The following is a 19,859-nucleotide window of genomic DNA, read 5'->3' as shown; positions in this document are numbered from 1 at the left end:
TTTTCGTTTTGCACTATTTGCAACTGTGCATTTTGCAAATCGGTGAGGGCTTGTTGTGCCTGTTGGTAAAGTCGTGCATTGGTTAAGGAAATTGCCGCTTGAGCGCAGAGTGCATCTAATAAGTCTACGCGATCTTTGGTAAACGCATCGGCAGTTAAAATATTTTCTAGATAAAGAACGCCGATTAAATTGCCGCGTTCGAGTAAGGGCAAACAGAGCAAACTTTGAGGAGAATAAAGTAGCAAATAGTTATCGGCAGCAAATTGCGTTTGTGCAGTTTTTGCATCTAAAAGAGCAGTTTCGGTAGTGCGTCGGACATAGTTAATTAATCCTGCGGGTAAGTCTGGATAATCATCTAGAGGTATAGATTGATGCAGAGAATCAAATTTTAACTCTTTTTCTGTATTGGTGCGGGTGGCGATCGCTTCTATCGTTAAACCTGTTTCGCCTATTAATAATAATGCCCCTTTCGTTGCTCCTGCATTTTCGAGAATGAGTTTCATGAGAGTAGAAAGCAGGCGCTCGAGTTCGATTTCTCCCGAGAGAGTTTGAGAGGCTTTCAAGAGTGAAGAAAAATCGAGAAGATTGGAAATATTAGCAACTGTTGCCGTTTGAGAATAAGAATTGCTGGTAATTTTAGCAATGGTAACTTTTGCAGATGAGGAGGAGCGATCTCGTTGCACAATTGGCTTTAACAGTTGAGGATAGCGTTGTTCGAGATCGCTAGTTTTTGCTTTTGCTCCCCATTGAGCATAACAATAATAGGCTTCTTGCATATGCAGAACTGCAAACTTTTCTTTGCCCTTGGATTGAGCGTTGTTGAAGTCCCAGTCGAGGTAAAATTTAGCTGCGAGTTCGTTGGCGAGAGCTTCTTCTTGGATGTAACTATTTTCTTGTGCGTTTGCTATAGCCAGATCGTACAGTTCTACTGCTTTCCAAAAGTCGCCCCGAATGCGAGCAATTTCTGCTGACAAAAGCTGATATTTGTGCAAAAAACTATAGGGACAATTTTGAGACCATGTATAGAGAACTCTTTTTAGCTCGTCAAGTTCTTGCCAGTCAATTTCTTGTTGTTTTCTGTCTGATTGCGAAGAAAGTGCAGTTAGACTGAGTGGGTAGTAAGTATAATAGATAATAATAGGAGAAAACCCAAAATTAGCAGGGAGTGTAGGTTTTAACGAGCGAGCAACTTGAACTGCTTCTGTATATTTTTCTTGTAGATAAAGTCGCTGTACAATCAAAAAACCATACCAATTAATTCCATGATCGTAGTTTTTCTGTCGCCAAATTGAACTTAGAGAACCGTTAAAAAAAGTATGGCAAGTTAACATATTATCAGAAACTGATTCTTCGATGAGTTCTCGTACAAATTTTTGTTTGAGTTCAAAAGAATGCAGCATATTGATATCGTTAATATCTCGGACATAACCAATGTATTTTTGAATTTCTTCATTGATAAAATAAAGCTCGCTGCCTTTGATAATATGAGTCCAAATAATGAAATCAACAGCCCAAACTCCAAAAATCAAATCTCCTAATTCCAAACAAATTTCAAAAGACTGTCGATATAAAGATAAATTGTCTTCAAGAGGACACATATAAGCATTAACTGCATGACCAAAATGATTATTATTTTTGGCAATAAACTGCTTATTATTAAATTTGCGATCGACATCAAGCGAAACCCGACCAAACTCATAGGCTTTTTGATATTGCTTTTGATAGGCTAAGGTCATGCCATAGGAACAGAAAGAGAAACTAGAACTCTCCGCACGACCGTATTTGAGAGAAAGATTCATCATGCGTAGCGTTGTGAACCAATTGAGAGTTGGATTACCTGCCACATAAGCGGCCGACCAGAGAATGCTCAGGAGCTTCATACAACTTTGCTGTATCGGATCTCTCATATCAGGCAACTCTAGAAGTATTGTTGGGGAAGCTGTTTTAAAAAAATCGCGAATTTGTTGGTGTTCTTGTTCGACGAGAGAATTCAATGCTTCTGAATCTGTAGGGAGTTCCATTCCTAAAACAGCTAGTCCTTGTATTCCTGCTTCAACACTTGATAAAATATCAGTACATTGGGTGGTGCGTTGAGTCATTAAAATGCCATAAATTCGAGCTGCATCAAGAGGATGTTGGACTTTAAGCAAAATGTTATTGAGGATGTTTTCAGATTCTTCAAAATGCCCTAAGAAATAATGACATTCCGCTTTCTCCCGACTGAGATCGAGTTTGAGTTGAGAGTAATCAAGCCAACTATTTACAGGAAGCTGAGAGAGACCAAAATCGAAATAATTAATGGCTGCTTGATAGGCAATGGAGAGCTTGGCTTTCATCCCAGCAGACAGGGCAAGACCTGCAAGCTGTATGACAGGAATAGCCAAAGGATCGGCATTGATTCCCACCATCAAATGATTCAAGATATTAAAAATATCCTTATCTGAACCCGTAACTGATTGATGGGCAAGTAATCGTTTGCCAATGGTAAGATGAATGGGCTGTTTTTGAGACTCATCAATCAGTAGATAAGCGGCTTGCTGTACCCGATCGTGAATAAAGCGGTATTTTACCAAAATATCGTCTGAATATTTCTCATCGCGATCGTCCACCTGAAAAAACTTATCAGCCTCAGTAATCGGTAAAATTAACTCGTCTCGTAATGCTTCCCACAAATCTTTTGCCACTACCTCAGCATCTGACTCACAGACAACTGCTAACGTTTCTAGGTCAAACTGGTTGCCAATACAAGCTGCCAACTTCAAAACATTCTGGGTTGTTTGTGGTAATTTCTGCAACCGTCCCACCATAAACTCCACCACATCATCCGTGAGGGCAGCATCTTGCACTTGAACCAAATCGCATTCCCAATATCCCAAATTGCGATCGAAGGCAATCAACTTATCCTCATGCAATCCCTTTAAGAATTGAGTGATAAAGAAGGGATTCCCTCGAGTTTTTTGATACACTAAATGAGTTAGCGATCGCGCAATTTCTATTCCACAACTCAGCGTTTCTGCCACCAATTGATTGATACAATCGACAGATAAAGGAACTAGAGTAATCGTAGAAATCGCCGTTTGTTTTTCTTTTGGTGCGCGTTCCCAAGGCGAATGCGATTCGCCGGGGTCGCACCGCTTCTTTAATTCCGCTATAGTTAACATCAATGGATGGGCGGGAAAGACTTCATTATCTCGATATGCCCCCAATAAGAGTAAATATCCTGTTTGATTGTCCTTCATCAATACTGTTAGCAAGTTTAATGAGGCCGAGTCCGCCCATTGCAAATCATCGAGAAAGATTGTTAAGGGATGCTCTTTTGTCGTGAAAACAGCGATAAATTTCTCAAAGAGTAAGTTAAATCGATTTTGGGCAGCACTCCCAGAAAGTTCTGGAACGGAAGGCTGTTGTCCGATGATGCGCTGAAGTTCGGGAATGACATCAATGAGAATTTGCCCATTTTCTCCCACGGCTTCAAGGATTTTTGCTTTCCATTGTTGCAATTGAGCATCATTTTCTCCGAGTAATTGCCCCATCAAGTCTCGGAAAGCTTGCATGAAGGCACTGAAAGGAAGATTGCGATTGAATTGGTCGAATTTGCCTTTGATAAAGTAGCCTCGTTGCCGCACGATGGGTTTGTGGACTTCATTGACGACGGCAGTTTTCCCGATACCGGAAAAGCCGGCCACTAGCATCATTTCTGCTCTTTTTACAGGGAGTGAGGAATCGGGAGTGGGGAACCGAGCAGGATTGGCGACTCGTTCAAAAGCATCGAGTAAGGCTTGCACTTCTTTTTCCCGTCCGTAGAGTTTTTCGGGAATGAGGAAGCGATCGCACAGATCCCGTTCTCCCAATACAAACGGCTCGATTTCTTTTGTTTCTCGATATTGCACGAGGCATTGTTCTAAATCGTGTTTGAGTCCCAAAGCACTCTGATATCGCTCTTCGGCGTTTAGGAGTTCGTAAAACGTGACTCCCAAGGAATAAAAATCGCTACGATAATCAATGCCTCGATTCATTCGTCCGGTTTGTTCGGGGGATAAGTAGGCTAAGGTTCCCTCTAAGATATTGAGGGTTTGCAGGGTTTGAGTTTCTCTGGGCAGGAGACTAGAAATACTGAAATCGATTAATTTGACTTGTTGGGTTTCCGGATGAATCAGGATATTTGCAGGTTTGATATCTTTATGAATAATATTATTTTGATGCAGATAATGTAGAACGTCTGCCAGTTGGATCGCAATATCGAGAAATTGAGACAAAGAGAGAGATGCTCTTCCTTGATATTCGGCTAAAGATACACCTCCCATATCTTCCATAATCAGAGCGTAGCGGTTTTCGTGGCGCTCTAGGGCATGGGTTCTGATAATGCCTTCTATCTCTAAATTTTTGGCAATCGCGTATTGGTTGCGAAATTTGACTAATTCGTTAAAGGAAGGATATTCATTGCGCATTAACTTGATAATGACGGATTGCCCGTTTTCTATCTCAAGGCCGTGATAAACGAGGGTGCGATCGCTTTCGTAGATGAGTTCTTCGATTGAGTAGTTGGCAAGTTGGGGAAAATCGACCGTTATCATAACAATTGAGAATTTATTGTTTCCAAGATATACGGGAGATCTTAAGCAAAAATTGTGAAAAACTTGTGAAGGCTGTTTTAGCGTTAACAATTTGTAACGGAAGGGCGATCGCTCTTGAAATTTAGTCTACAGATAGAGAAATGATGAATTCTGTCCCTTTACCTAGTTCTGAATGACAAGCGATCGCGCCGCCGTGTTTTTCTTCGATGATTTGACGCGCGATCGCCATCCCCAAACCCGTTCCTTTGCCTACTGTTTTGGTAGTAAATCCTTGCTCGAATATTTTTACTTTCACCTCTTCTGACATGCCTAATCCATTGTCAGAAATTCGGATAATGACATTCTGTCGATCGTCGCTTAATTCGCTACTCATCGTAATTTGATTGGGTGCTTTTTCTATTTGTTCATAAGTTTTCCCTTCGTTGCTTTCATTTAACGCATCGATCGCATTCCCCAAGATATTCATAAACACTTGATTCATTTGTCCGGCATAGCATTTCACTTCGGGAATATCACCGTAATTTTTCACAATTTCAATAGCGGGGCTTTCTTCGTTGGCTTTGAGGCGATATTTTAAGATTAATAAGGTGCTATCGAGACCTTCGTGTAAATTAAATTCGGTTTTTTGGTCTGTATCTGTGCGAGAAAAGGTTCGCAGAGATGTGCTGATATTGCGAATGCGATCGCCTCCATCCTTAATTGCTTGCATGAGTTTAGGTAAATCGTCTTGAATGAAATCTAGCTCGAATTCCTCGAGTTCCTCTGTAAAATCTGCGCCAAGTTGGGGAAACCTATTCCGGTAGAGATCGATAATAGAGAAAAGATCGTTGATGTAACCCTGAAGCGGATTGACATTGCCAACAATACAACCAATCGGATTATTGATTTCGTGGGCGACTCCTGCAACTAACTGTCCCAAAGTAGACAGTTTCTCTTGTTGAACCAGTTGCACTTGAGCCTGTTGCAGTGCTTGAGTTCGTTCTGCTACTTTTTGTTCTAAAGTATCGGTCAGTTGTTTCAATTGCCAGTGAACTTTCACCCGCGCTAACACTTCTTCTTGCTCGAAGGGTTTAGTAATGTAATCCACTGCTCCTAACGATAAACCTTTAACCTTATTTTCGGTATCTGCCAATGCTGTCGTGAAAATCACTGGAATTCCCTGGGTTGTCGGATTTGCTTTCAGGCGACGGCAAGTTTCAAAGCCATCCATTTTTGGCATTTCCACATCGAGTAAGATTAACTCGGGGAGATTGCGCTCGATCTGCGCCAAAGCATCTTCACCATCCATTGCCATGCGGACTTTGTATCCAGCTAGTTTTAAGGCTTTCGAGAGAATGGATAAGTTGGTCGAATTGTCATCGACCGCCAAAATAAAGGGCTTGGTATCGGGCATAGCAGGGAACTCCTAGTGTTAGGTCAGGTATTGCTGAATAAATGCTTTTAATTGTTTGATTTCGCAAGCCTCGGCAAGCAGAATGATTTTTTGGAAAAAGGCAGTTGCGCGAGCATTTTGGTCAGCTCGGGCCATGTCGAGAACGCCATCGAGATCGCCATTGTCAGCGAATTCGGCAAGTTGAGTCAAAATAACGATGTCTGGAGGCTCAATAGTCGTAGCCGCAGATATTTCGGGTTTCTCATTTTCATTTTTGCGATAAATCCAATCGAGTTGTAAATACTCGTGTAATTGTTCGAGCAAGGTTTCTGCTTGTACGGGTTTGGGTAAAAAGTCATTCCCGCCGGCCTCGATACTCTTGTGGCGATCGAGATCGAAGACGCTGGCAGAGGATACGAGAACGATTTTATGTTGAAGTTGGGGATGCGATCGCAGTTGTCGCAAAAACTCAAATCCATCCATTATCGGCATCGCGAGGTCAGTGATAATCAGATCGGGATTCGTTGCCAAAGTTTGTTCGATTCCTTCTTGACCGTTACTGGCTTCCACGATTTCAAAGCCGATGGGTTCTAAAAGATTGAGGAGAACCGAGCGATTTTCCCAACGGTCGTCGATGAGGAGAATTTTAAGTTTCTGACCCTGATAGCCAATAATCTGACCTTGCTCGGAAACTCTCGATGCGGTTGCCCAATTACCAGCAAGGGGAAGTTCGACTTCAAACGAAAAGGTACTGCCTTGAGTGGGGATACTGCTCACTTCGATTTCGCTCCCCATCATCGCAATGATTTTGTGGGTAATGGCGAGTCCTAAACCCGTCCCTTCTGCTTGCTTTTTCGTATTGCCCACTTGCTCGAAAGGGAGAAAGATTTGCTCGATTTGTTCCGGGGTCATTCCCACCCCCGTATCTGCAATTTGAAAGCGAATCTTTTCACCGACGGATTCAATTTTAAAAGTGACAGTCCCGCGATCGGTAAATTTAATGCCATTACCCAGCAGGTTAATTAAAACTTGGCGCAACCGTTTTTCATCGGCAGAAACACCGACCGGTAAGCGATCGTCAGCTTGAAACTGAAAGTCAATCCCTTTTTGTTCGGCACGGATGCGAGTGATTTCAACGATACTTTGCAGGAAGGAAGGAAAGTGAAATGGGGCAGGATGGAGTTCGAGTTTGCGAGCCTCGATTTTGGAGAGATCCAAGATATCGTTAATCAGGGTCAGGAGGTGGGAACCGCATTGGTAGATGATATCAACGCCGTTTTTCCCTTTAGCCGTGAGGGGTTCGCTGCGTTGGAGGATTTGGGCATAGCCGAGAATGCCATTGAGCGGTGTTCGCAATTCGTGGCTCATGTTAGCCAAGAATTCGCTTTTGGCTTCGTTGGCACTGTCAGCCACTTCCTTCGCTTGCTGAATCTCCTGATTGGCTTGCTGAATTTCCTGAAATTTATCTTGGAGGGCACTGACCATGAGTTGAAAGTTATTAGAGAGGGTATTGATTTCTGCGATCGCGCTAGTGGGGATTTGCGGCGATTGCTGGTCGGTGAGTTTGTCGGGCAAATTGTTAGTCAGGGTGGCAAGTTGCAATAAAGGTTTGACTAGATTGCGACTGATGGGTTTGGCCAGAAGGGGAGCGAGGATCGCGATCGCCATGAGAATCGCAAAACTTTTCGTATAAATCCCGTCGAGGACGACCAGATGAGACGCACTCGATCTTTCAATGGCGAGAGTCCAAGGAAGGTCGTCACCGACTACATTCTCGTGTATGTAAAATGATTTCCTCCAGCGCACGACTTTGGCGACGTTCGGTAGAATGGGAACCCAAATATGGGTGTTTCCATCGACCGGCTCGATTTCTCCATTGCCATCGCGATCGAAGGGCTGACCTGCTTTTAAATCCTCGCGGGTGCTAGTAATGACCCGATTTTGTCGATCTAATAGGCTAACCAGTTGGTTTGATGAGGCTTGACCCGTGGGCAATAGCTGTTTCAAGGTCTCTACATCCAGCTCTGCCAGAAGTTGTCCCACCAAGTTTTCATCTTGAAAGATGGGGATGCTCTGGAAGATGGTCGGTGAGTTGGCTATCATCAAGACTTCAGACATCAGGGGCTGTTTTGCCTCGAGCAAAGCCTGAAAGGGTAAAGTTTCTAAGGTTGTGGCATTTTGGGTAGAATTGAGAATGTTTCCGTTGGTATCGACGATAGAGAAATTGCGGAATTCGGGAAGGGTTTGTTGAGCGATTTGTATTTGTTCTTGGAATGTCGATTGGTCGGAGCGATCGCTATTGTCAATGCGAGAGGCTAACCCTTGCAATTTTTCTAAACTTTGCTGATGCCAGTCTTGAAAATCGGCACTAATATTATGATGAGTGTCTTCTAGACGGGTGACTAAGTTTTTTTCTTGAACGGCGGTTGCATCCTGACAATTCCAAATGGTCAGCACCAGTGCGGGAAGCAAGACAAAGGCCACTAACAAATTAAGAAGAGTTTGTTCAAACGCATGCGTTCGGCTTTTCTTTATCCCCAACCACCTAGCAAGAGGCGTATGAGTCAAAATGAGGCTGGCGATCAGGGCGTTACAAATTTGATTGACTGGATTTTTGAAGGAGATCAATAAAACGGCTTGAGGAGGAACTTTCGCCAAGAAAACATACAGCAACCACAGGAGAGGGAAGCCAATCAGTCCCCAATAGATAACGTCGAGTAATAATAAGTTATTGCTGCGCCGTCGTAGTCCCCAGCCGACAAACAGGGCTTCCAGCGTGAATAAAATAAAGGCAGCAGGATGTTTCCACAGCACAATTGTATAGCTGCTGGCGATCGCCGCCGCGATCGCACCCCAACCAAACCCATACAAACGAACAACCAACATAACAAACAGACTGCCAAAGAGCCAGTCTATATGTAGGAGTATCGGAATGCTGAAGTAGTTTCCCAAATATCCAGCAACGAGAAGACACAACAACGCGATTATCGATCTCAACCGATACTTTGAGGATTTTGAATGTCTGTTGTTGTTATCGAGTTCTAAAACATTGGTCATGATTTTCTCCTCATTAAAACTATCGCGTGCTAATTGCAAAACTTGACTAATTTGTTAAAGGAAGGATATTCATATCGCATTAACTTGAATAGGTTGCTGATTATCGGTATTCCTGCCGCAATCAACGAGAGGGCGATCGCTTTTGTAGATGAGTGCGATCGCTCGATAATTAAGAATTTTAGGGAGGTCCGTCGAAATCGCGCTCATTGTTTCTTATCGTTCTGGAAATAGATTCTCAGTGTAAACAAAGATTGTGAAAAACTTGTGAAAAGTTGTGGGAATTTACATTTTTTAAGAATGATGAAGTGTAATTCAGCTTATTGGTAGAGAAATTATAAGTTCTGTTCCTTTCCCGAGTTCCGATTGACAAGCGATCGCGCCGCCGTGTTTTTCGGTTACGATTTGACGTGCGATCGCCATCCCCAAACCCGTTCCTTTCCCTACACCTTTGGTCGTGAATCCTTGCTCGAATATTTTCTCTTTTACCGCTTCTTGCATTCCCATTCCATTGTCGATAATTCTGATAATGATATTTTTTTTGTTCTCGCTTAATTCTGTATTAATTGTAATGTGATTGGGTTGTTTTTCTATCTCATCATACGTTTTTCCTGCATCACTTTCCTCTAAAGCATCGATCGCATTAGCCAATAAGTTCATAAACACTTGATTGAGTTGTCCGGCATAGCATTTGACTTCGGGAATATCACTGTAATTTTTAACAATTTCAATAGCGGGGCGTTGCTCATTGGCTTTGAGACGATATTTGAGGATTAATAAGGTGCTATCGATGCCATCATGTAGATTAAATTCGGTTTGCTTATCTGCATCTGTGCGGGAAAAGGTTCGCAGAGATGTGCTGATGTTACGAATGCGATCGCAGCCTTTTTGCATGGATGCAATGAGCTTGGGGAAATCTTCAGCAATAAACTCGGGATCGAGGTCTTCGATCGCTTCGGCAATTTCTTCAGGAGGAGAGGTATTTTCTTGATAAAGAGAAACGACTTCGAGTAAATCTTGTAAATGTTCTTGCGCTGCACTCACATTCCCACCGATAAAACCGACAGGATTGTTAATTTCGTGAGCAACCCCCGCCACGAGATTTCCTAATGTTGCCATTTTTTCATTTTGGACTAATTGCAACTGTGTCTGCTGTAGGTCTTTGAGTGCCTGTTGTGCTTGTTGGTAAAGCCGTGCATTGGTTAAGGAAATCGCTGCTTGAGCGCAGAGGACATCCAATAAGTCTACGCGATCGCTTGTAAACGCATCGGCGGTTAAATTATTTTCTAAATAAAGAACGCCGATTAAATTCCCTCGTTCGAGTAAGGGCAAACAGAGCAAGCTTTGAGGAGAGAAGCGCAGTAAATAGTTATCGGCAGCAAATTGGGTTTGTGCGGTTTTCGCATCTAGAAGAGCGGTTTCTGTGGTGCGCCGGACATAGTTAATCAATCCGGTGGGTAAATCGGGATAATCATCTAGGAGAATGGATTGATGCAGAGAAGCGAATTCTAACTCATTTTTTGTATCGGTACGAGTGGCGATCGCTTCTACGGTTAATCCCATTTCATTCGTTAATAATAATGCACCTTTGGTTGCTCCGGCATTTTCGAGAATTGTTTTCATTAACTTTGAGAGGAGGCGATCGAGTTCAATTTCTCCGGATAGGGCTTGGGAGGCTTTTAACAAGGAAGAAAAATCGAGAATTGAGGAAATATTGGCAATCGTTGCAGAATGAGAAGTACTGGTAATTTTAGAAATGCTCGTACCGGAAGATAAAGTAATGCGTTCGCGTTGCAAAATTGGCTGTAAAATTTGAGGATAGCATTGTTCGAGATCGTCTGTCTTGGCTTTTGCTCCCCATTGAGCATAACAATAGTAGGCTTTGTTTAAATAGACCTCGGCGATCGCTTCTTTGCCCCATTCAAGGTAGAACTTGGCGGCAAGTTCATTGGCCAATGCTTCTTCTTGGATATATTCATTTTCTTTCGCTCTGGCAATCGCGCGATCGTAGTATTCAATCGCCTCTAATTTTTCCCCTAAAATGCGATGGTATTCTGCTTGTAACAAATCGTATTGATGTTGGTAATTTGTTGGTACGTACCCAGCAAAACTCAGAAGTTCCCCTCGAGCGAAGATCACTTTTTCTAAAGTAGTAGATTGTTCTTTCAAGTTTTGTTTTGGGTGTAGTTGGAGATATGTTAGAGAAGCATAAAAGTATAAAATTGCAACGATAAAATCTCCAGCTACGGCATTGATATACTCATAGGCCAAATTAGCATCTGCTCGGGCTTGCTGAAAATTACCAAACCAGTAATGAACGATCAGCCCATTTAAGTGACAAGTAAATAATCCGTAAAGGTCATTATCTGCTTTAAACCGAGCTTGTTGTCGAGATAGTTCGGATTGAAGTTCCTCAACAGAAAAATCCGGGTTATTAGAATTAACTAATAAATCGATTGTTATTTGGTAAGGTTTTATATAGTTAGCACAAACTTCTTGGCCAAATTTTTGGAGAGCATGGAAATAGGAATAAACTTGAGGTTTAAGAGACTGTAAGTGCTGGCTGCGAAAGAATGCCGTATAACAATAATGCAATGCTGTATGCCCGACAAATTCTAAATCTCCCGCATCTAGACAGAGTTGATACGCGCGTTGAAGCTCCTCCAATACATTATCTAGTGGTAGCTCCCAGACATGAACAAACACGCTAACCACGAATAATGTCCGAGCTTGAAGGCTGCGATCGCTCATTTTCTCAGCTACAGCTAATGCCACTCGAGCAACTTCATAGCCAATGTTGATTGTTTGAGGACTGCTACAGCACATTAAAGCATAACAGGCATACCCAAAAGAAGATAAAGAAGTATTACCATGTTCTAACGAGAGTTGAATTAATTTCAGTACCATTAACTGAAATAAGTTTGGCTCAATGCGGTAACTTGTTGGCATTGAGGCTTGAAGAATTGCAGCAACAGCTAGAAAATGCCTATCGTTCATTGGAGGCAGATCGACAAGGTTGGAAATTGGCTGTCGAGCCAGCATTTTCTCTGTTATCTCGCGAGCCTGTTGAAGGTCTGCTGGAGTAGGTTTTCTGGGCAAGAAAATGTCTAATTCGGCTAGAAGATCTAGTGCTTCTCGGACTACTTCTCCTTGTTCTCCTCCAGATAATGCTTGCAGTTTAATTCGAGCAACAGGAATGCGATCGTAAATCGAGGCGGCATTGCTCAAAACGACTGTAGTCCATGATTCCATTTGGGAGAAGCAGCCACTTAGATAAGCAACTTCAACGGCCAAATTATAGATTTCTAAAGTTTTTGTATAGTTGTGTTGCCAAGTATCTACATTCAAGAGTGCGATCGCCGATCGCAAATACTGAAATGCCGCATCATAAGCGGTGACAGCTTTTGCGTGGCGACCTGCTAGTAAATTAAGGTAAATTAACTCCTCTTTGAGAACTGGGTCAACAATAATATCGACAGCTAAATTCAGGGGATCGACAATTTCAAAAATCCTCTCTTCCTGTTGAGATTTTGGAATAGAGTGCAACAATAATTGACCGATTTTTAAGTAAATTTCTGGTTGGCGGCCATCGGGAATCAAGGAATAAGCAGCCTGCTGAACGCGATCGTGTAGGAAGCGATAACTAATGGCAATATTATCTGCTTTCTTTTCGTCTTTTTCCCATCCTTGAAAAAACTTATAGGCTTCGCTCTGAGGTAAAACCAACCCTTCTCGCAGGGCATTCCATAGATTGGTAGCGACTTCCTCGGAAGAGATTTCGCAGATAATCGCTAAAGTCTCCAAATCAAATTGATTGCCGATACAAGCGGCTAATTTCAGGACGTTTTGAGTGGTTTCTGGTAACTTGTGCAATCGTCCTGCCATAAATTCCACTACATCATCCGTCAGTGCTGCCTCTCGCACCCGCGTCAAATCGCATTGCCAATAGCCTGCCTTGGCATCGAAAATAATATACTTATCCTCGTATAATCCTTGTAAAAACTGGGTTGTAAAAAAGGGATTCCCTCGCGTCTTTTGAAATATCAACTTCGATAAAGGTTTCGTCGTCTCCGGAGAACACTGCAACGCATCTGCGACCAAACAAGTAATTTGTTGGTGTCTTAACGGGGCGAGGGTGAGAGTATTAACATTGGCTTTCTCTTTGCGAATTTCCTCGAGTGCCAGTATGAAGGGATGAGCGGGAAAGACTTCATTATCTCGATATGCTCCCAACACCAACAAATAACCGGTTTCTGATTCTGTCATTAACAGTTTTAATAGGTTGAGGGAGGCAGAATCTGCCCATTGCAAGTCATCGAGAAAAATCACGAGGGGATGCTCTGGGGTCGCGAATACTTGCACGAATTTACCAAAGAGCAGTTTAAAACGATTTTGTGCCGCACTGCCGGAAAGTTCTGGGGCATCGGGTTGCTTGCCGATGATTCGTTCGAGTTCGGGGATGACATCAATGAGAACTTGTCCGCTTTCTCCGAGGGCTTCGAGAATTTTAGACCTCCAAGCAGCCAAAACCGTATCGGATTCTGATAACAATTGCCCCATTAAACTGCGAAAGGCTTGTACGAAGGCAGAGAAGGGAATATTGCGATTAAATTGGTCGAATTTGCCTTTGATAAAGTAGCCTTTGTAACGAGTAATGGGTTTATGAACTTCATTGACGACGGCAGTTTTCCCGATTCCTGAAAATCCTGCCACTAGCATCATTTCTGCTCTGGGGTGTAGAGACGTTGCCGGCAACGTCTCTACAGGAGTTGAGGGAGATGTCACCCGTTCAAAAGCATCGAGTAATGCTTGCACTTCTTTTTCCCGTCCGTAAAGTTTTTCGGGGATGATAAAGCGATCGCACAGATCCCGCTCTCCTAATTCAAACGGCGCGATTTCTCCGGTTTCTCGATCTTGAGTCAAACATCGTTCTAAGTCGTATTTTAGTCCGAGAGCGCTCTGATAGCGATCTTCGGCATTTTTTGCCATTAATTTTAAGACAATATTCGAGAGGGGGGCAGGACAGAATTTTCCTTCCAAACAAACCCATTTACTTGGCGGATCTGGAGTTTGGGCAATATGAGCGTGAATCAACTCTAAAGGATCGTCGTGGGTAAAAGGGACGTTTCCCGTCAGCAATTCGTAAAAGGTGACTCCCAACCCATAAAAGTCGCTGCGATAATCAATCCCGCGATTCATCCGTCCGGTTTGTTCTGGAGATAAATAAGCTAAGGTTCCTTCTAAAACATTGGGAGTTTGTAGGCTTTGAGTTTCTTTCGGCAGAAGAGTAGAAATACTGAAATCAATTAATTGAATTTGCTGAGTTTCTGGGTGAATTAGTATATTTGCAGGTTTGATGTCTTTATGAATAATATTATTTTGATGCAGATGGTGCAGAATGTCTGCTAATTGGATAGCGATCTCGATAAATTCCGAGATAGAGAGAGTTGTTTTGCCTTTGTATTCCGCTAAAGATACGCCTCCCATATCCTCCATAATTAAAGCATAGCGATTCTCGTAGCGCTCTAAGACATGGGTTTTGACAATGCCTTCTATCTCTAGATTTTTGCTAATTGCGTATTGGTTGCGAAATTGAACTAATTCGTTAAAGGAAGGATATTCATTTCGCATTAGTTTGATAACGACAGACTGCCCATTCTCCTCATTGCGAGCGCGATAAACGAGGGTGCGATCGCTTTCGTGAATGAGCGAGATCGCTCGATAATTGAGAACTTTCGGCAGGTCGGTTAAAATGGTGCTCATTATTGCTTCTCGTTCTGGAAATACGGTTCAGTTTAAATTAAACAAAGATTGTGAAAAACTTGTGAAAGTTTTCAAGAATTTACAATTTTTAACAATTGGGTGCAATTCAACTTATCGGCAGAGAAATTATAAATTCTGTGCCTTTATCTGATTCCGATTGGCAAGCGATCGCACCGCCATGTTTTTCTTCGACGATTTGACGCGCGATCGCCATGCCCAAACCCGTCCCTTTGCTAACTTCTTTGGTGGTAAATCCTTGCTCAAAAATCCGCGATTGAGTTGCGGGTTTCATACCGCAGCCGTTATCTTGAATGCGAACCCGTACCTGCTCGTTTTCTAGCATTTTCGTCTCAATTATAATGCAATTTGGCTGAGCTTGAATTTCCGTAAAAGTTTTGCCTTGATTGGCTTCATCAAGAGCATCAATGGCATTAGCCAGCAAATTCATAAAAACTTGATTGAGCTGCCCCGGAAAACAGTAAATTTCCGGAATATTATCGTAATTTTTCACAATTTCTATTGCTGGTCGGTCTGCGTTGGCTTTAGTACGGTGCTTGAGAATAAGTAGGGTGCTATCGATCCCATCATGCAGGTTAAAGGCAATTTTGTGGTCTCGATCGTCTCGTGAAAAGGTTCTCAGGCTATCGCTCACATCACAGATACGATCGATCCCCAAGCCCATTGAATTAATGAGCTTGGGTAGATCTTCGCGAATAAACTCCAAGTCCACTGCTTCGAGTTCATCTTGAATATGAGTTGCATCCTTGGGGCATTCTTGCAACAGAAAATCAATAAGACCGAATAAATCCTGCACGTAGGTTTGAGCAGGGTTGATATTTGCTTTGATAAAACCCGTTGGATTATTGATTTCATGGGCAATTCCTGCCATTAATTCACCCAAAGATGCCATTTTTTCAGCTTGAATTAACTGGAGTTGTGTCGCTTTCATCTGGCAATATTGAGCCTGTAAATCTTGGTTGATTCGGCTCAATTTTTGGTTTTTCTCAGCCAGTTGTACGGTCTGGTGATAAAGTCGTTGCCGGAGATGGTAAATTTCAAGATGAGTGGCAATACGAACCAAAATTTCTTCCCGTTGGAATGGCTTGGCAATATAGTCAATCCCCCCTGCATTAAACGCTTTGACTTTATCTAAAGCCTCATCGAGAGCGCTGATGAAAACGATGGGAATATCTTGGGTTTCCGATCGCGATTTAATGGCTTGACAAAGGGCATAACCGTCCATATCCGGCATCATCACATCAAGTACGATCAAATCCGGTCGAGGATTTTGTACCACCAACTCCAAAGCCTTTGTGCCATTTTTTGCGGCCACAATCGCATAATCCTTTTTAAGGATTTCCAGTAGAATGTGGATGTTCTGAGGATCGTCATCAACGATCAACACCTTAGATTTAGTGGGATTTGTTGGAGCATGAGAGTTCATGAGGTTGAGCTTCCTAGAATTAATGAGTAATTATACTCTGATAAATGCGAGATGGGCGGTACGGGAATTGACAACATTGGTTATGCGTCTATGCGTGCAATTAACTCTTGTAAACGAACGAGTGCGACATCAGTATCAAAATTCAAGACTGTGTCTTGAAGTTGTTGAATTTCAGTGCCGTGTAGGGTTCCTTGGGTGACTTCTGTTAACGCTTTGAGTTGCTCTAAAGCTGTGGCTATATCGGTTTGCAAAAGATGTTCCAGTTCTTGCAGACGCTTTTTCAGGGTTGATGAGGCGATCCTCGTGCTTGCACGTATCGCATTTGTAGAGGGTTTAACCGATAGCTCTAGCTGCTCGAGAGAATCCATCACGACAGTGAAACACTCCTTGAAGGTTGGCATTAAATCGGATAGGGTTTGGGCTGGAGAATTGTTCTGCAAAGATTTTTCTAGGACAGCCGCAGCAGTAAATAAGGCTTCGGCTCCGATATTGCCCGCTACGCCTTTGATCGCATGAACTCGATTCCGAGCGGTAGCATAGTCTGTTGCGGCGATCGCTCCTTGGATATCTGCAAGGGTATTTTGATTCTGTTCGCGAAACTGCCTCACAATCCGGCAGTAGGCCTTGAAATTTCCTCCAATACGATCGACACCAGCTTCAACATCGATCCCTGCTAAAAGGCGCAGCTTCTCGGCAGCAGGGAGCAAGGGAAGAGTAGAGATTGCCTCGGACTCGACCTGTTGTACCGTCGTGTCGCTGTCGATCTTGCCATTGGGCGATTGAAGCCAACGGCGCAAGGTTAGGAAAACAAGGTTGGGATTGATGGGCTTGGTGATATGGTCGTTCATGCCTGCTTGCAGACTCAGATCGCGATCGCCAATCATGGCATGAGCCGTCATGGCAATGATAATTAAATTTGTGAAGCGTTGGCGATCGGGGCGATCCGATTGACCCAGAGCGCGGATGCGCCGAGTGGCCTCAAGACCATCCATTTCCGGCATTTGAATATCCATTAACACCGCATCATAATGTTTGTGCTTCACTGCTTCGAGGGCTTCCAGACCGTTATTCGCGGTATCGAGATTCGCCCCTGCCCCTGCCAATAGTTCTCGGCCGATCTGCTGATTGATTTCGTTATCCTCTACCAGCAAAAGCTTATAGCCCGAAAGAGAATGAGTATCGACCATCGAGCGATCGCTCTCAGATTGAGGGACAGTATCAGAGCCGAAGGTTCTCACTAGAGTATTATAAACCGTCGAACGATTGACGGGTTTGGTTAAACAATCCTCAGCCCCCACTTGTTCGGCACGCTGCTTCACCTCGATTTGCCCATGGCCGGTAATCAGTAGAATCCGAGGCTGGTGGAGCAAGGAACTCGCACGGATGCGTTGAATCAACTCAATCCCATCCATCCCGTCGGGCATCCGCCAATCCGTCATCACCAGTTGATAGGGAATCTTGGTGGTTTGCAGTTCCTCCAGTGCTTCTTCCCCAGAAGCAACGGTGTCAACCTGTAGAGAAAAGGACTGCAACAGTTCCTTGAGAATCTTGCGGGCTGCGGGGTTATCATCGACGATCAGTACTTTGATGTTTTCCAGTGCTGCGGGGGGGTTGGGATATGTTAAGGCGGTCGATATGGTTTCAAATACGGCAAAGAATTGAAAGTTGCTGCCTCGATCGGGCTGACTCTCTACCCAAATCTCGCCGCCCATTAGGTTGACCAAGCGTTTGCAAATGGCTAAACCTAAGCCAGTACCGCCATATTTGCGCGTGGTCGAGTCGTCGGCTTGACTGAAGCTGCGGAACAGGCGCTTGCATTGGTCTTGGTTTAGCCCGATCCCCGTGTCCCGAACGGAAAACCCGACTATAATGCGATTGTTTTGCCGCTCTTGCAAAACAACCCGAATGACAACCTCCCCCACTTCCGTAAATTTGACGGCGTTACTGGTCAGGTTCAGAAGGATTTGTTCTAATCGCAGGGGGTCGCCTCGCAGAAAGTTCGGGATTTCTGGATCGATCGCGATCGAGAATTCGAGGCCTTTTTCTTCTGCCCGCAAGCCGACGAGATTGGTTACATTTTGTAAGATTGCATCCAACTCAAAATCAATTTTTTCCAGTGCGAGTTTACCCGCTTCAATTTTAGAGAAATCGAGAATATCGTTAATGAGGCGCAGGAGGGATTGACCGGATCTTTCGATTTTCTCGACATAGTCCACCTGTTGGTTGTCGAGGTCGGTGCGTAATGCCAAGTGACTCAACCCCAAAATTGCATTCATGGGGGTTCTAATTTCGTGGCTCATGACCGCTAAGAAATTGCTTTTTGCCGCGCTGGCGGATTCGGCCAACTCCCGCGCGTCTTCGAGTTGCTTGGCTCGAGCCTGTTCCGTTTTTCGCAGGAGATCGAGCTCGAGCAATTCCTGTTTGAAGAGGTTGAGACTGCCTAAAATGCCATCGAATTCCAAGTCGTAGCGCCCTTGCTCGATTTCGTAGTCTCCTTCACGCGATCGCAGATATTCCACGGCAAACGTGATTTTATGTAAAGGCTGAAGAATAGCAGTGCGAACGTAGAAAATTAACAGCAATACCAGAGAAATACCAGCGGCGATCGTAAACATCGTGACAATATTGAGGTATCTCACCAATTGGTTGAGGGAGTTTTTACTTTTGCCCACCTGTTCTCGAGCGGTTTGCGAGAGGCTTTCTAACAATTTTTCGGCTTCTTCGTAGTTGCGGCGCTCCAAGTTTTCAATGGTTTGGAGAGCCTCTTCGCGATTATTTCCTTGGTAAGTCTTGAGAATGCTCTCTCCTTCATTTTTCAGCTCGCTAAAGAGCCGTTCGATCTCCCTGAGTCGAATGGTTTCCTGTTCTTTTTTCTCTAGGATTCTGAGATTGTCGAAGGTGATTTCAAAATCAAGGGCATACTGAAAGAACTCTTGTTTGGCATTCGCATCGTTAAGAATGAAGCGGTTCAAGGTAGCAAGCATATTACCGGCGAGTTCGGACAGTTCCAGATAGTAACGAACCCCCGGAAGGTCATCCCGCAGCACCTCCTCGAAACTCTTTGATTTGCCCGCATCTGCCAGTTCTTCCTCTTTGAGTTCTTGCAAAAGCCTTTCCATGGGGATGCCCACCTCTTTTAGGAGCGTGCTAATGCGATCGCTGGCTTTGCGATCGGCACTGGGATCGTAGCCCTCAAACACTTTTTTCTCTGATTCTGCCTTAAAATCCTCAATCAGTCTGTCCAAGCGATCCCAGTCGCGCTTGCGAGTGCTGCGAATTTGGAGAGAAATATTATCGCGAAATTCTAACAACTCCTTATAGTTTTTGAAGTATTCCTGCTCTTCTTCTTCTTCACCGAGAACATATTCTAATAAGTTGCCGCTCATGGTGCCCAACTCTTGAAGCATACTAATCGTACCGACGGCTTTGGGTACTTCTACGTCTAGCACTTGTTGGGTGGATCTTTTGACCTGATAACTAAAAAATAGAACGCCAATGGAAACGCCGCTAATCACGAGAAATATTAAGAAGAAGATAAAGTTTAGGCGCACGACAACCGAACGCTTTTTTTTAAAAAGTTGTTCTTGTATGAGTTTCCAATAACTTGGAGATGTTGAATGGGTCGCGTTCGGAGAAATTCTTTTCTGCATGA

Annotated in this window: 6 protein-coding genes and 1 pseudogene; all 7 read right to left on the bottom strand. The window is 43.6% G+C overall.

All coding sequences use genetic code 11. From position 1 onward, the window contains the following. Positions 1-95: 95 nt before the first annotated feature. Positions 96-4,574 (bottom strand): annotated as a pseudogene (locus AC6RV6_RS00770) (ATP-binding protein); the annotation flags it as partial. A gap of 121 nt (positions 4,575-4,695) precedes the next feature. Further along, positions 4,696-5,967, bottom strand: a complete 1,272-nt coding sequence (locus AC6RV6_RS00765) for a hybrid sensor histidine kinase/response regulator (protein ID WP_500238118.1) — start codon at positions 5,965-5,967, stop codon at positions 4,696-4,698. An 18-nt stretch (positions 5,968-5,985) separates the two neighbouring features. Next, the gene (locus AC6RV6_RS00760) at positions 5,986-9,003 is read right to left on the bottom strand and encodes a hybrid sensor histidine kinase/response regulator (RefSeq protein ID WP_500238116.1); all 3,018 of its coding nucleotides are present in this window, start codon (positions 9,001-9,003) and stop codon (positions 5,986-5,988) included. Between the two features lie 69 nt (positions 9,004-9,072). After that, positions 9,073-9,210: a hypothetical protein gene (locus AC6RV6_RS00755; protein ID WP_500238115.1), complete on the bottom strand. Its 138-nt coding sequence runs from the start codon at positions 9,208-9,210 to the stop codon at positions 9,073-9,075. A gap of 105 nt (positions 9,211-9,315) precedes the next feature. Beyond that, complete coding sequence (locus AC6RV6_RS00750; RefSeq protein WP_500238114.1) at positions 9,316-14,763, bottom strand: trifunctional serine/threonine-protein kinase/ATP-binding protein/sensor histidine kinase; 5,448 nt, start codon at positions 14,761-14,763, stop codon at positions 9,316-9,318. Positions 14,764-14,869: 106 nt separating this feature from the next. Next, complete coding sequence (locus AC6RV6_RS00745) at positions 14,870-16,207, bottom strand: response regulator (protein ID WP_500238113.1); 1,338 nt, start codon at positions 16,205-16,207, stop codon at positions 14,870-14,872. Between the two features lie 80 nt (positions 16,208-16,287). Beyond that, positions 16,288-19,857: a hybrid sensor histidine kinase/response regulator gene (locus AC6RV6_RS00740; protein WP_500238111.1), complete on the bottom strand. Its 3,570-nt coding sequence runs from the start codon at positions 19,855-19,857 to the stop codon at positions 16,288-16,290. Positions 19,858-19,859: the final 2 nt, after the last annotated feature.

This window comes from Spirulina sp. LEGE 11439 (assembly GCF_059821285.1).
The sequence above is the reverse complement of the archived record's forward strand: the minus strand, read 5'-3'. Positions and strand labels throughout refer to the sequence as shown.